The 13,827-nt window shown below is 73.2% G+C and carries 12 protein-coding genes; 3 read left to right on the top strand and 9 right to left on the bottom strand.

Going from position 1 to position 13,827, the window contains the following annotated elements; genetic code table 11:
- Positions 1–463: 463 nt before the first annotated feature.
- The gene (locus tag ACWEO5_RS17925; protein WP_452163275.1) at positions 464–2,545 is read right to left on the bottom strand and encodes an APC family permease; all 2,082 of its coding nucleotides are present in this window, start codon (positions 2,543–2,545) and stop codon (positions 464–466) included.
- A gap of 245 nt (positions 2,546–2,790) precedes the next feature.
- Between ACWEO5_RS17925 and ACWEO5_RS17930 the strand changes: the two genes are divergently transcribed.
- Together ACWEO5_RS17930 and ACWEO5_RS17935 are read left to right on the top strand one after the other, a co-directional pair.
- Positions 2,791–3,459 (top strand): potassium channel family protein, encoded by a 669-nt coding sequence (locus ACWEO5_RS17930; RefSeq protein WP_344550099.1) that lies wholly within the window; start codon positions 2,791–2,793, stop codon positions 3,457–3,459.
- Positions 3,459–4,115 carry an NAD-binding protein gene (locus ACWEO5_RS17935; protein WP_030906692.1) on the top strand — a complete coding sequence of 219 codons (657 nt, stop codon included), beginning with the start codon at positions 3,459–3,461 and terminating at the stop codon, positions 4,113–4,115. Before ACWEO5_RS17930 ends, ACWEO5_RS17935 begins: the two co-directional genes overlap by 1 nt.
- A gap of 62 nt (positions 4,116–4,177) precedes the next feature.
- Here ACWEO5_RS17935 and ACWEO5_RS17940 read toward each other — a convergent pair whose 3' ends face one another.
- The 4 genes from ACWEO5_RS17940 to ACWEO5_RS17955 form a co-directional block, all read right to left on the bottom strand.
- Positions 4,178–4,939: a DUF3159 domain-containing protein gene (locus ACWEO5_RS17940; protein WP_344550100.1), complete on the bottom strand. Its 762-nt coding sequence runs from the start codon at positions 4,937–4,939 to the stop codon at positions 4,178–4,180.
- Positions 4,936–5,346: an OB-fold nucleic acid binding domain-containing protein gene (locus tag ACWEO5_RS17945; RefSeq protein WP_344550101.1), complete on the bottom strand. Its 411-nt coding sequence runs from the start codon at positions 5,344–5,346 to the stop codon at positions 4,936–4,938. Before ACWEO5_RS17945 ends, ACWEO5_RS17940 begins: the two co-directional genes overlap by 4 nt.
- Positions 5,347–5,412: 66 nt before the next feature.
- Positions 5,413–6,093 (bottom strand): response regulator, encoded by a 681-nt coding sequence (locus ACWEO5_RS17950; RefSeq protein ID WP_452163276.1) that lies wholly within the window; start codon positions 6,091–6,093, stop codon positions 5,413–5,415.
- Positions 6,090–8,699 carry an ATP-binding protein gene (locus ACWEO5_RS17955; RefSeq protein ID WP_452163277.1) on the bottom strand — a complete coding sequence of 870 codons (2,610 nt, stop codon included), beginning with the start codon at positions 8,697–8,699 and terminating at the stop codon, positions 6,090–6,092. Before ACWEO5_RS17955 ends, ACWEO5_RS17950 begins: the two co-directional genes overlap by 4 nt.
- A gap of 138 nt (positions 8,700–8,837) precedes the next feature.
- On the opposite strand from ACWEO5_RS17955, the gene ACWEO5_RS17960 reads away from it, so the two are divergent.
- Entirely contained in the window at positions 8,838–9,668 is an 831-nt protein-coding gene (locus ACWEO5_RS17960; RefSeq protein WP_452163278.1) for a patatin-like phospholipase family protein, read from the top strand.
- A gap of 152 nt (positions 9,669–9,820) precedes the next feature.
- Here ACWEO5_RS17960 and ACWEO5_RS17965 read toward each other — a convergent pair whose 3' ends face one another.
- From ACWEO5_RS17965 to ACWEO5_RS17980, 4 genes are all read right to left on the bottom strand, one after another.
- Entirely contained in the window at positions 9,821–10,486 is a 666-nt protein-coding gene (locus tag ACWEO5_RS17965; protein WP_452163283.1) for an ABC transporter ATP-binding protein, read from the bottom strand.
- 11 nt (positions 10,487–10,497) lie between these two features.
- Positions 10,498–11,439 (bottom strand): ABC transporter ATP-binding protein, encoded by a 942-nt coding sequence (locus tag ACWEO5_RS17970; protein WP_452163279.1) that lies wholly within the window; start codon positions 11,437–11,439, stop codon positions 10,498–10,500.
- Between the two features lie 346 nt (positions 11,440–11,785).
- Positions 11,786–12,910 carry a hypothetical protein gene (locus ACWEO5_RS17975; protein WP_452163280.1) on the bottom strand — a complete coding sequence of 375 codons (1,125 nt, stop codon included), beginning with the start codon at positions 12,908–12,910 and terminating at the stop codon, positions 11,786–11,788.
- Positions 12,903–13,628 (bottom strand): SigE family RNA polymerase sigma factor, encoded by a 726-nt coding sequence (locus tag ACWEO5_RS17980; protein ID WP_452163281.1) that lies wholly within the window; start codon positions 13,626–13,628, stop codon positions 12,903–12,905. The genes ACWEO5_RS17975 and ACWEO5_RS17980 overlap by 8 nt, the downstream gene beginning before the upstream one ends.
- Positions 13,629–13,827: the final 199 nt, after the last annotated feature.

Raw genomic sequence — 13,827 nt, forward strand, 5'->3', positions numbered from 1 at the left:
GCCGGCTTCTTCTCGCCCTCGCCCCTCGGCCCGGCCTGCTTCGGCCCGGCCTGCTTCGGAGCCTTGTCCTTGGGCGCGGCCTTCGTCGCGGACTTCGCCGGAGCGTTCTTCGCCGGAGCGGCCTTCACAGGCTTCTCCGGGCGCTGCTCGCCGGGCACCGGCGGCAGGCTGCGGGCGGTGTTGCCCTCCCGGTCGGTGGCCTCCGGCCGGGCGGGCCGGCTGCTCCAGCGCGGGTGCGCGACCTGCCCCGGCTTGGCGCCGGACGTGCGGCCGGGGCGGCCCTGGCGACCGGAGGAGCGGGGCGGGTTGTTGCGGGTCACGGGGGTCGCTTCCTTACGGGAGACAGCGGGACACAGACGGGTGGAGCACCGTGCGGCGAACACGGCGGCCCGCGGCGGACCGGGAACGATCCGCCACGGGCCCATTGAAGGCCATCCGGAGACCGGACGGGCAGCGCGTGCGCTCAGTCGCGCGGCGCGGCGTCCGCCCCGCCGCCCGACCCGCCGGTCGGACCGGCGGACCCGGCGGAATCGGCCGGACCGCCAGCCCCCGGCCGCCGGCGCGGCTCGCCGCGGCGCACCGCACCGGGCGCGGACCACGCCTTGGGCGCCTTGCGCCGTTCCGAGGACTCCAACTGCCAGGGTACGGAGGTCACCATCACGCCGGGCTTGAACAGCAGGCGGCCCTTGAGCCGCAGCGCGCTCTGGTTGTGCAGCAGGTGCTCGTACCAGTGGCCGACCACGTACTCGGGGATGTAGACCGCGACCACGTCGCGCGGGCTGGAGCGGCGCAGGTTCTTGACGTACTCCAGCACCGGCCCGGTGACCTCGCGGTAGGGCGAGTCGAGGACCTTGAGCGGCACGTCCAGGCCGCGCTCCTCCCAGTCCTGGCGCAGCGCCGCGGTGTCCACCGGGTCGACGTTGACGGTGACGGCCTCCAGGGTCTGGGCGCGGGCCAGGCGGGCGTACGCGAGGGCGCGCAGCGCGGGCTTGTGGATCTTGGAGACCAGCACGATGGCGTGCACCCGGGTCGGCGGGGCGGCGTCGTCGGGCTCCTCGGCGGCCTTGAGCTCGGCGTTGACCCGGTCGTAGTGCCGGCGGATCGCCTTCATCACGACGAACAGCACGACCATCAGGGCGATCGCGATCCAGGCGTGGCCGATCTTGGTGGCGAGCACCACGATCAGCACGGCCATGGTCATCACCAGGCCGAAGGTGTTGATCGCCCGGCTGCGCTGCATGTGGGCGCGCTTCTTCGGGTCGGTCTCGGTGCGCAGCAGCCTGGTCCAGTGCCGGATCATGCCGGACTGGCTCATGTTGAAGGCCACGAAGACGCCGACGATGTACAGCTGGATCAGCCGGTTCGGGTCGGCGCCGAACGCCACGATGAACAGGATCGCCGCGCCGGCCAGCAGCACGATGCCGTTGGAGAAGGCGAGCCGGTCGCCGCGGGTGTGCAGCTGCCGGGGCAGGTAGCGGTCCTGGGCGAGGATCGAGCCGAGCACCGGGAAGCCGTTGAACGCGGTGTTGGCGGCCAGCACCAGGATCAGGCCGGTGGTGGCGGCGACGAAGTAGAAGCCGGGCGTGAAGTTGGAGAACACCGCTTCGGAGATCTGTGCCAGCACGGTCTTCTGGTGGTAGTTCTCCGGCGCGCCGATCAGCTGCTCGGCCGGGTTCTCGGCCATCTGCGTGCCGGTCAGGTGGGCCAGGTAGATGATGCCCATGAACATCGTCACAGCGATGGAGGCCATCATCAGCAGCGTGGTCGCCGCGTTCTTGCTCTTCGGCTTCCGGAAGGCCGGCACGCCGTTGGAGATCGCCTCCACGCCGGTCAGCGCGGCGCAGCCGGAGGAGAACGCCTTCAGCAGCAGGAACACCAGCGCGAACCCGGCCAGCGAACCGTTCCCGTCCGTCGCCGCCAGGTGGTACGAGGAGCTCTCTGCGGGCAGCGCGGCGCCGAACCCGAAGTGCCGGACCAGGCCGTACACCACCATGCCCATGACGCCGACCATGAACGCGTACGTCGGGACGGCGAACGCCGTGCCGGACTCGCGCACGCCGCGCAGGTTCATGCCCATCAGCAGGATGACCAGGAACACCGACAGCGTCATCTCGTGCCCGCGCAGCGCGGGCACCGCGGAGACCACGTTGGCCACGCCGGAGGTGGTCGACACCGCCACGGTGAGGATGTAGTCGACCATCAGCGCGCTCGCCACCACCAGGCCGGAGTTCGGCCCGTGGTTGACGGTGGCGACCTCGTAGTCGCCGCCGCCGCTGGGGTAGGCGTGCACGTTCTGCCGGTAGGAGGCGACCACCGCGAGCATCACGATGGCGACCACGACGCCGATCTGCCACGAGAAGTGGATGGCCGAGGCGCCGGCCAGCGACAGCGTCAACAGGATCTCCTCGGGCGCGTACGCGACGGAGGAGAGCGCGTCCGAGGCGAACACCGGCAGCGCGATGCGCTTGGGGAGGAGCGTCTCCCCAAGTTTGTCGCTGCGCAGCGCACGCCCGATCAGGATGCGTTTCGGTAGGTCAGCAGGCATAGGCACAACAAGGGATCGTAAGGGCTCCCGGTGGCACCGGATGCCTCGCGGGGCCACCTTGGTCGAGACTGTGTTCGGTGGACCGGCTAGCGTGTCGGCAGAAGGTTTTGCGGGCAACACCGAGTTGCCCCTCGCGTCGGATCACAGGCGCGGCCGACCAGCGGCCCCCGGAATCGGGTGCACGGAAGGACGATGAGCGGTGTTTACGCAGGTCATGACCCCAACGGACCGGGTGAGGTAGGCGCGTGCACATCGTCATCATGGGCTGCGGACGCGTGGGCTCCGCCCTCGCCAGAACGCTTGAGAAACAAGGTCACTCGGTCGCGGTCATCGACCAGGACCCGACCGCGTTCCGCCGGCTCGGCGCGGGCTTCAACGGCCGCCGGGTCACCGGCGTCGGCTTCGACCAGGACACCCTGAAGGAAGCCGGCATCGAGGAGGCGGGCGCCTTCGCCGCCGTCTCCAGCGGTGACAACTCGAACATCATCGCGGCCCGGGTGGCCCGCGAGAACTTCGGCGTCGAGCACGTCGCGGCCCGCATCTACGACCCGCGCCGCGCCGAGGTCTACCAGCGCCTGGGCATCCCGACCGTCGCAACCGTCCGCTGGACCGCCGACCAGATGCTGCGCCGGCTGCTGCCCAGCGGCGCCGAGCCGCTCTGGCAGGACCCGTCGGGCTCGGTGCAGCTCGCCGAGGTCGCGTTCGCCCCGGCCTGGATCGGCCACCGGCTCTCCGAGCTGGAGGAGGCCGCCGGCGTCCGGGTGGCGTTCGTCACCCGGGTCGGCGAGGGCACGCTGCCCACCCCGCAGATGGTGGTCCAGGAGGGCGACCTGGTGCACGTGATGCTGCGCCGCAACGAACTGACCGCGGTCGAGGCGGCGTTCGCGAAGGCCCCCGAGGAGGCTGGTCACTGATGCGCGTCGCCATCGCCGGAGCCGGAGCCGTCGGCCGTTCCATCGCCGGGGAGCTCCTGGAGAACGGCCACGAGGTCCTGCTGATCGACAAGAACCCGAACTCCATCTCGGTGGAGCGCGTCCCGCTCGCCGAGTGGCTGCTCGCCGACGCCTGCGAGATCACCTCGCTGGACGAGGCCGCGCTGCAGCGCTGCCACGTGGTGATCGCCGCCACCGGCGACGACAAGGTCAACCTGGTGGTGTCGCTGCTCGCCAAGACCGAGTACGGCGTGCCGCGGGTGGTCGCCCGGGTGAACAACCCGAAGAACGAGTGGCTGTACAACGAGTCCTGGGGCGTGGACGTCGCGGTCTCCACCCCGCGCCTGATGTCGGCGCTGGTCGAGGAGGCGGTGAGCGTCGGCGACCTGGTCCGCCTGATGCGCTTCTCGCAGGGCAACGCCAACCTGGTCGAGCTGACCCTGGCCGCGGACACCGACCTGGTCGGCACCCGGGTCGGCGACGTCGCCTGGCCGGTGGACACCGCGCTGGTCACCATCATCCGCGAGGGACGGGTGCTGGTCCCCGGCGGCAGCGACACCCTGGAGGCCGGTGACGAGCTGCTGTTCGTCGCCGCCCAGGAGCGCGAGGAGGAGCTGGAGACGCTGCTGGCCGGCTGACCCGCCCCCGCACGGCGAAGGGCCCCGCGCACCGCGCGGGGCCCTTCGTCACGTCCGGGAGGTCACTTCTCCGGCGCCTGCTCGTCCTCGTCCAGCTCCGCCTTGATCGGCGGCGGCGCGGTCAGCAGGATCCGCCAGGTCACGTACATCGCCAGCAGCAGCGGCGGGATGCCGAGGGCGACCTTCAGCCAGCCCAGCAGGTTGATGTTGTGGGTGAAGTACAGCGGGAACAGGATCACCGGCTTCAGGCCCATGATCAGCACCCAGGCCCAGGTCGCCTTGGTGTAGGCGGCCAGCCGGCCGGGGTTCTGCTTGCGCCAGGTGAACATCTCGCCGGTGATCGGGCCGAGCATCAGGCCGATCATCGGCCAGCGCACCAGCGCCGAGACGGCGAGCCCCGCGCAGTAGAGGACGTTCCACAGCAGGCCGGGCAGGTAGAAGTCCTCGGCCTTGCCGGTCTTCATCGAGATCCAGGCGCCGATCGCCACCCCGAACACGCCGGAGAAGGCGTGCTGGATGGTCTCCCGGCGGACCAGCCGGACCACCACGAACACCGCGCACAGCGCCAGCGCCGACCAGGCGGCGGCCGGCACCTTGTGGGTGATGTTGAACGCGATGATGTACACCAGGCCCGGCAGCGTCATGTCGATCATGCCGCGCACGCCGCCGAACGCCTTGAGCACCGTCTCGGCGGCCTCCTTCGAGGCGTCCCGCTCCGGCTCGGCCGCCGACCCGGCCGGCTCGTGCACCCCGGGACCGGACCGGTCGTCGTCCTGCGGGCCCTGCGGGCCGTGCGCGCTCACCCTGATCGCCTCGTTGCTCACGCGGTCTCGCTCCCGTGTCCCACCGGACGCAGCTCGTAGCGGGGGTTGAAGAGCACGCGGCGCCCGCGTGCGTGGCTGATCCGGCCACTGGCGATCAGGCGGCGGCCCGGCTCGATGCCCACGATCGAGCGTCGGCCCAGCCACACCACGTCCAGCGCCTCGGTGCCGTCGAACAGTTCGGCCTCCAGCGCGGGGACCCCCGCGCGCGGGCGCAGCGTGACGGTGCGCAGCGTGCCCGCGACGGTGACGATCTCGCGGTCGCCGCAGGCGGCGATCGGGGTGCAGCCCGCCTCCGCGGTGTCCTGCCGCAGCTCCTCGGCCTCCAGCTCCTCGGAGGAGGAGGTCAACCGGCTCAGCATGCGGCGGAAACGGCCTTGCGGCTGGTCGCCGATGTTGTCACCACTCATGCCGGAAGGGTACCGGTTCGCCGGTGCCGGGCGGCAGGGCCGCGCGTGGGGTGGATCACGGCCGGGTCACGGCTCGAAGCGGTACCCCATGCCCGGTTCGGTGATGAAGTGCCGGGGGTGCGAGGGGTCCGGCTCCAGCTTGCGGCGCAGCTGCGCCAGGTAGACCCGCAGGTAGTTGGTCTCCTTGCGGTAGGCCGGGCCCCACACCTCCTGGAGCAGCTGGGTCTGGCTGACCAGCCGTCCGGAGTTGCGCACCAGCACCTCCAGCAGGTGCCACTCGGTGGGGGTGAGCCGGACGTCCGCGCCCTGCCGGTTGACCTTCTTGGCGGCCAGGTCGACGGTGAAGCCCTCGGCGGCGATCACCGGCTCGCCCTCGGCGGTGACCGGTTCGGCCCGGCGGACGGCGGCCCGCATCCGGGCCAGCAGCTCGTCCATGCCGAACGGCTTGGTGACGTAGTCGTCGGCGCCGGCGTCCAGCGCCTCGACCTTCTCGTCGGAGGCGTGCCGGGCGGACAGCACGATGATCGGCACCCGGGTCCAGCCGCGCAGGCCGCGGATCACCTCGACGCCGTCCATGTCGGGCAGGCCCAGGTCGAGCACGACCACGTCGGGGTGGCGGGCGGCGGCCAGCTCCAGGGCGCCCGCGCCGTCGTGCGCGGAGTCCACCTCGTACTTCCGGGCCTTGAGGTTGATCACCAGGGCGCGGACGATCTGCGGTTCGTCGTCCACCACGAGGACCCGGGTCATGCGGAACCGGCCTTTCGTTCGTCTCGTGCGTCTCGTGCGTCTCGTACGTCTCTTGCGCCGGCGGGGTGCGCCGGGGCGGGGTGTGCCGGGGCGGCGGGCAGCGAGACCACCATGGTCAGCCCGCCGCCGGGGGTGTCCTCGGCGGTGACGGTGCCGTCCATCGCCTCGGCGAAGCCGCGGGCCACCGCCAGGCCGAGGCCGACCCCGGCGCCGCGCGGGGCGTCGCCATGCCGCTGGAACGGGGCGAAGATCCGCTCCCGGGCCTCCTCGGGGACGCCGGGGCCGCGGTCGACCACCCGCAGTTCGACCCGTCCGGCGCGCTCCAGCAGATCCGCCTTCACCAGGACGGGTGACCCGGGCGGCCCGTGCTTGACGGCGTTCTCCACCAGGTTGGCCAGCACCCGCTCCAGCAGCCCGGCGTCGGCCCGCACCATCGGCAGCGACTCCGCCACGTCGAGGCGCACGCTGCCGGGCGGGACGCCGCCGAGCACGAACGGCACCACCTCGTCCAGGTCGGTGGGCTGCAGCAGTGGGGTGACCGTGCCGGTCTGCAGCCGGCTCATGTCCAGCAGGTTGTTGATCAGGTGGTCGAGCCGGTCCGCGCCGGACTCGATCCCGGCCAGCAGTTCGGCCTCGTCCTCCGGGTCCCACTCGACGTCCTCGGCGCGCAGCGAGGACACCGCGGCCTTGATCCCGGCCAGCGGGGTGCGCAGGTCGTGCGAGACGGCGGCCAGCAGCGCGGTGCGGATCCGGTTGCCCTCCGCCTCCCGGCGGGCCGCGGCCGCCTCCCCCGCCAGCCGGCGGCGCTCCAGCAGCACGGCGGCCTGGTTGGCGAACGCGCCGAGCATCCGCCGGTCCCCGGCGGGCAGCACCCGGCCGCGCAGCACCAGCGCCAGGCGCTCGCCGACCGGAACGTCCACGTCGGCCCGCTCCGGCCCGGCGGGCGGACGCGGCCCGACCGAGGCCGCGGCCTGCCAGCCGCCGTGCGGGTCCGTACGCTCCAGCAGCGCCACCGCCTCCTGCTGGAAGGTCTCCCGGACCTGCTCCAGCAGCGCCGTCAGCACCCCCTCGCCGGTCGGCGCGCCGCGCAGCACGGTGCCCGCCAGCGCGGAGAGCGTCTGCGCCTCGGCCTGGGCGCGGGCCGCGACGTGGCTGCGCCGGGCCGCCAGGTCTACCACGGTGGCCACCGCGATGCCGACCGCCGCGAAGATCGCCACCGCGGCGATGTTCTCCGGCTGGGCGATGGTGAAGGTGTGCACGGGGGGCGCGAAGTAGTAGTTGAGCGCCGAGGAGGAGACCAGCGCGGAGGCGATCGCCGGGTACAGCCCGCCGACCAGCGCCGCGCACACCGTCAGCGACAGGAACAGCAGCATGTCGGTGGACAGCCCCGGCCCGTGCAGCCCGGTCAGTGCCAGCGCCAGCAGCGGCGGCCCGACCACCCCGATCACCCAGCCCGCGACCGTCCGGGTCCGGCCCAGGTCGGTCACCTTGCGGATCGGGATCCGGCCCCGGCCGCGCGCCGCGTGCTCGTGGTTGACCATGTGGACGTCGATGTCCCCGGAGTCCCGGGTCACCGTGTAGCCGACGCCCGGCCCGTACACGTACTGCCAGACCTTGCGGCGGCTGGTGCCGATCACGATCTGGGTGGCGTTGACGCCGCGCGCGAAGTCCAGCAGCCCGGCCGCCGGGTCGTCGCCGAGCACCGGGTGGAAGCTGCCACCGAGGCTCTCCACCAGGGCGCGCTGCTCGATCAGCGCCTGCGGGGAGGAGCCGGACAGGCCGTCGGAGCGCGAGATGTGCACCGCCAGCAGTTCGCCCGCGCTGTTGCGGGCCGCGATCCGGGCCGCCCGGCGGATCAGCGTGGCGCCCTCCGGGCCGCCGGTCAGGCCGACCACGATCCGCTCCCGGGCCTGCCAGGTGCCCTGGATGCCCTGCTCGGCCCGGTAGCGCTGCAGGTACTCGTCGACCCGGTCGGCCGTCCACAGCAGCGCCAGTTCGCGCAGCGCCGTCAGGTTGCCGGGCCGGAAGTAGTGCGCGAGCGCCGCGTCCACCTTGTCCGGCGCGTACACGTTGCCGTGCGCGAGGCGGCGGCGCAGCGCCTGCGGGGACATGTCGACCAGCTCGATCTGGTCGGCCCGGCGCACCACCTCGTCCGGCACGGTCTCCCGCTGCCGGACGCCGGTGATGCCCTCGACCACGTCCCCCAGCGACTCCAGGTGCTGGACGTTGACGGTGGAGATGACGTCGATCCCGGCCGCCAGCAGTTCCTCCACGTCCTGCCAGCGCTTGGCGTTGCGCGAGCCGGGCACGTTGGTGTGGGCCAGCTCGTCGACCAACGCGAGCGCCGGGTCTCGCGCCAGCACCGCGTCCAGGTCCAGCTCGGTGAACTCGGCGCCCCGGTGGGTCATCGTCCGGCGCGGGACGGTCTCCAGGCCCGCCAGCAGCTCGGCGGTGCGGGCCCGGCCGTGGGTCTCCACGAAGCCGACCACCACCTCGGCGCCCCGCTCGGCCCGGCGGTGCGCCTCGGCCAGCATCGCGTGGGTCTTGCCGACGCCCGGGGCCGCCCCGAGGTAGATCCGCAACCTGCCACGGGCCGTGTGCACCATGGCTCCGAGACTACGGGCAGAAATCGCACCATCCGCTGATCGGACCGCTCCCCGGCGGAGAATTGTCACTTTCTTGACGCCCCCGGCGGCCCGTGCACCAGAATGCCGGGGAACCGAACGATTCGAGGGGGAACCACCATGCGCGGACTCGTACTCGGCGGCGGCGGACTCGCCGGAATCTCCTGGGAGACCGGCCTGCTGCACGGCCTCGCCGAATCCGGGATCGACGTCCCCGGCACCGCCGACCACGTCCTCGGCACCTCCGCCGGGTCCACCGTCGCCGGACAGCTCGCCTCCGGCCTCCCGCTCGCCGAGCTCTACCGCCGGCAGACCGACCCGGAGCTGCAGAACCCCGAGATCACCCCGCCCGCCGAAGCCCTCGGCGCCCTCTTCGAAACCCTCGGCCGGCTGATCACCGAGATCGACGACCCCACCGAACTGCGCCGCCGGGTCGGCGCGCTCGCCCTCGCCGCCGACACCGTCCCCGCCGCCGACCGGCTCGCCGTCATCGCCGGACGCCTCCCGCGCCACGACTGGCCCGCCTGGCCGCTCACCGTCACCGCCGTCGACGCCGAGACCGGCGAACCCCGCACCTTCGACCGCCGCAGCGGCGTCCCGCTGGTCGACGCGGTCGCCGCCAGCTGCGCCGTCCCCGGCATCTGGCCCACCGTCGAGATCGACGGCCGCCGCTACATGGACGGCGGCGTCCGCAGCTCCAACAACGCCGACCTGATGACCGGGCAGCAGGCCGTCCTGGTGCTGGCTCCGATGACCGACCCGTTCCTCGCCCCCGAACTGGCCCTCCTCGAAACCACCGGCAAGGTGCTCGCCGTCACCCCCGACGAGGACTCGCTCGCCGCGGCCGGCCCCAACCCGCTCGACAACGCCGTCCGCACCCCCTCCGCCGAGGCCGGCCGGGCCCAGGGGCACCGGATCGCCGAGCAGGTCCGCGCGCTCTGGACCGCCTGAGCTCCTGACCGCCTGAGCTCCTGACGGTCTGAGCTCCTGACGGTCTGCCCCTCGGACGCTCCGAGGACCGGACGCCCCGAGAGCCGGAGAACCGGGCCGGGAACGACGACGGCCCGGGCGAGCCCACACGGTCGCCCGGACCCGCCCGCCGACTACTCGACGATCTTGCCGTCCCGCAACTCCAGGACCCGGTCGGCGAGCTCCATCAGCTGCGGGTCGTGCGTCGCCACCAGGGCCGTCACGCCCTCGCTGCGCACCACCGCCCGCAGCAGCTGCATGATCGCCAGCCCGGTGTCCGAGTCCAGCTGGCCGGTCGGCTCGTCCGCGATCAGCAGCGCCGGCTCGTTCGCCAGCGCCCGCGCCACCGCCACCCGCTGCTGCTGACCGCCCGACATCTCGGTCGGCCGCTGCTCCGCGTGCTCCGACAGGCCCACCATCGCCAGCAGCGTCCGGATCCGCTCCTCGCGCTCCTTCACCGCCACCTTGCGCAGCCGCATCGGCACCCCGACGTTCTCCGCCGCCGTCAGCACCGAGATCAGACCGAACGACTGGAACACGAAACCGATCCGGTCCCGCCGCAGCTCCAGCCGGCCCGCCTCGTCCAGGCCCGCCAGGTCCGTCCCGGCGATGCTGATCTTCCCGGAGGACGGCGTGTCCAGCCCGCCCACCAGGTTCAGCAGCGTCGTCTTGCCCGAACCCGACCGGCCGCGCAGCGCCGTCAACTCGCCCGCCCGCGCGGTGAACGACACCCCGCGCACCGCGTGCACCGCCCGATCGCCCTCGCCGAACGTCCGGTGCACGTCCTCCACGACCACCATCGCGCCGTCGCTCACCCCTGCACCTCTTCCTCGGCCCGCCACACCCCGATGTGGTCCTCTTCCAACGCCAGCCGCACCCGACGGCTGAGCTGCAGCGCCTCCGTGAAGTCCGGCGGCAGTTGCAACCGGCCCACCCGGTCCAGCACCGCGTACTCCACGCCCGGCTCGCCCCGCTCGGGACGCAGCACCTCCGTGGAGGTCCGCCCGTTGCGGATCCGCACGGTCCGGCGCACTTCCTGCGCCACCATAAGGTCATGGGTGACGATCAGCACCGTCACCCCCAGCTCCTCGTTCACCGAACGCAGCGCCGCGAAGATCTCCTCGCTGGTCGCGCTGTCCAGCTCGCCCGTCGGCTCGTCCGCCAGCAGCAGCGCCGGGGAGTTCGCGTTCGCCACCGCGATCGCCACCCGCTGCTGCTCACCGCCCGACATCTCGTCCGGCCGCCGGCCCGCCAGGTGCCCGATCCCCAGCAGCTCCAGCAGCTCCCCCGCCTGCCGCCGCCGGTCCCGCCGCGGCACGCTCGCGTACCCCATCGGCAGCATCACGTTCTCCACCGCCGTCAGGTACGGCAGCAGGTTGCGGGCCGTCTGCTGCCAGACGAAGCCGACCGTGCGGCGCCGGAAGTCCAGCCGCTCGCGCTTGCCCATCGCCAGCAGGTCGTGCCCCGCCACCCGGGCGCTGCCCGCCGTCGGCACGTCCAGCCCCGCGAGGATCCCCAGCAGCGTCGACTTGCCCGAACCCGAGGCGCCGACCAGCGCGATCAGCTCGCCCTCCTCGACCAGCAGGTCCAACCCCTGCAGGGCCTGCACCTCGACGCCCTCGGTCCGGTGGATGCGCACCAGGTTCTCGCACACCACCATGCCCTCCGCGGGAGGCGGTCCGCCCGCGGCCGCGCGCCTGCGCAACTCCTCGAAATCCGGCCCGGCCCCCACGCCCACGGTCTCGACCCCCACGCCATTCCCCTCCGGTCCGAACCGCACGGCTCGCCACGACCTGTCCCACCGGGACGCCACCGGACCGGTCGGCCGGGGCAGTCCCCTGTTCTGCCCCGGCCGGCCGGCCCGATGTTCCCCCGACGACCGGCGCCCTCACGGCGACGGTCTCAACACTCCAACGCGGCCCGGAGCAGACGGGTTGCATCGGATTCCGAACTTTTTCGAGCCGACCGCGCACCCGGCCGTCCCACCCGCCCCGCGGCTCCGCCCCGCCTTCTCGACCTGACTACGGTTCCGGTTCCGGCCGCGGGTCCGACTACGGCTACGGCCACGGCTCCGACTACGGCCACGACTACGGCTACGGCTACGGGGACTTCGACGGCGCCCCCGAGGCACCCGGTGACCCCGTCGTTCCGGGCGCCCCCAGCCCCTGGAACTCCGCCGCCGCGACCCGGAACGGGTACGACGCCCCGGACTCCGGCGTCACCCCGATCCCGCTCCGGTGCACCGCCATCACCGCCACCATCGACCCGCTGACGTGCACCGCGACCTCCTCGGCCGCCGTCGAGGACTGCCGCAGCCCCAGCGCCACCACCCCCGCGGCCCGCTCCCCCACCGTCCACCCCTCCGCCCGGCAGTCCTCGCCCGACAGCATCCGGTCCCCCACCGACCGGGCCACCGCCGACGTCGAGAACTCCAGCACGTACTGGTACGCCGTCGTCCCCGCCTCCCCGCCGTCCGTGTAGGTCTCCCCCCACACCCGCTCCGCCCCCGCAGTCGCCACCAGCCCCGGCACGCACCCGTCCGCGAACGCCCCCTCCAGCCCCGGGCCCGACGCCGTACCCGACGCCCCGGACGGCGATCCGGCCCGCCCGCCGCCGGCCTGCCCACCGTCGACCTGCCCACCGTCGACCGGGTGCGCACCGGCACCCGCACTGCCCGACGCACCGGGCGTGACCGAAACCAGCACCGACGCCGACGCCGACGCCGACGCGGATGCGCCGCCCGACGGCACCGGCGACCACGGGCCGTACCAGCCCGTCACCTTCGGCAGCCGCGCCGCCTCCAACACCAGCGCCCGCACCTCCGGTTCCGCCGACTCCAGCGCCGACAGCACCCACCCCGAAGCCGTCGGCAACGGCGGGAGCGAAGGCGACGGAGCGAACGTCAACGTGATCGACGCCTTCGGCAGCGGCAGCGCCGACCGCTCCACCGGCACCCCCGCCACCCCGTGCGCGGACCGCGGCGGCAGCACCGACGTCACCGTCCACAACGCCGTGACGCCCAGCACCCCGGCCCCGGCCACCGCACCAGCCCGACGCCGCTGCCGACGCCGCGCCCCGCGCCGGACCACCTCCGCGCTCTCCGGCGCCGGCACCTTCAGTGCCACGTCGCGCCGCAGCCCGTCGAACATCGCCTCCAGACGGACAGCACCGATCGCCGGACGGTCCTCCGCCTCGTCCACCTCCGGGAGTTCGGACCTAGACATGCGAACCGCAGTCCTCAGCCACCCGCACCCGGTCCCCCGTCAACTCCACAGCCTCCGGCCCCCCTTCCGCACCGCCGCCCCCCGTCGTCCGCTGCTCCCGCACGCCCTCCCGCACATCCTGCCGCTCAGCCGCGGCAGCCGCCCGAACCGGCCGCATCGGGGCGACCACCGGCTCCTCGACGACCGCCGCCGGCTCTTCCCCCAACAGCACCGCCAACGCCTGCCTCCCCCGGTGCAAGCGCGCTTTCACCGTCCCCACCGGCACCCCTTCGTCCGCGGCGATCTCCGCCACCGAACGCCCTCCCATGTGGTGCCACACCAACGCCGACCGCTGCGCCTCCGGCAACTTCCGCAGCGCCTCCACCAACGCCACCGTCTCCGGCCCCGGCCCCGGCCCCGGAACCGGGGACTGCTGCCCGTCCCCGTGCCGGATCCAGCTCTGCAACGCCGTCCGCGCCCGCCGCCACCGACTGATCGCGATCCGCTGCCCCGTCAACCGGACCCAGGCCACCGGATTCTCGTGCGACACCAGCCGCCCCCAGTGGTTCCACGCCCGCACGAACGCCTCCTGGGCGGCATCCTGCGCCTCGCCCAGATCGCCCGTCAGCGCGTACAGGTGCGCGACCAGTTGCCCGTACGCAGCCTCGTAGAACACCCGAAAGTCGCCGTCGCCCCGACCGGCTCTACCGCCGACCCCCTCGCCCTGCTCCACGACCATGACGCCACAGTGTGCCGTGCACCGCCCCACCCGGCAACACACACCCCCTCGTCTGCCCTTTCGGTCCCGCTCCCCTACTTCCCCGTTCCTTGTTCCTTCCGGTCCCGGAAATGCAGAAAGGGCCCCAGCCTGACGGCTGGAGCCCTTTCATGAATGATTGTTCGGCGGCGTCCTACTCTCCCACAGGGTCCCCCCTGCA

It is taken from the genome of Kitasatospora sp. NPDC004272, from assembly GCF_053603035.1.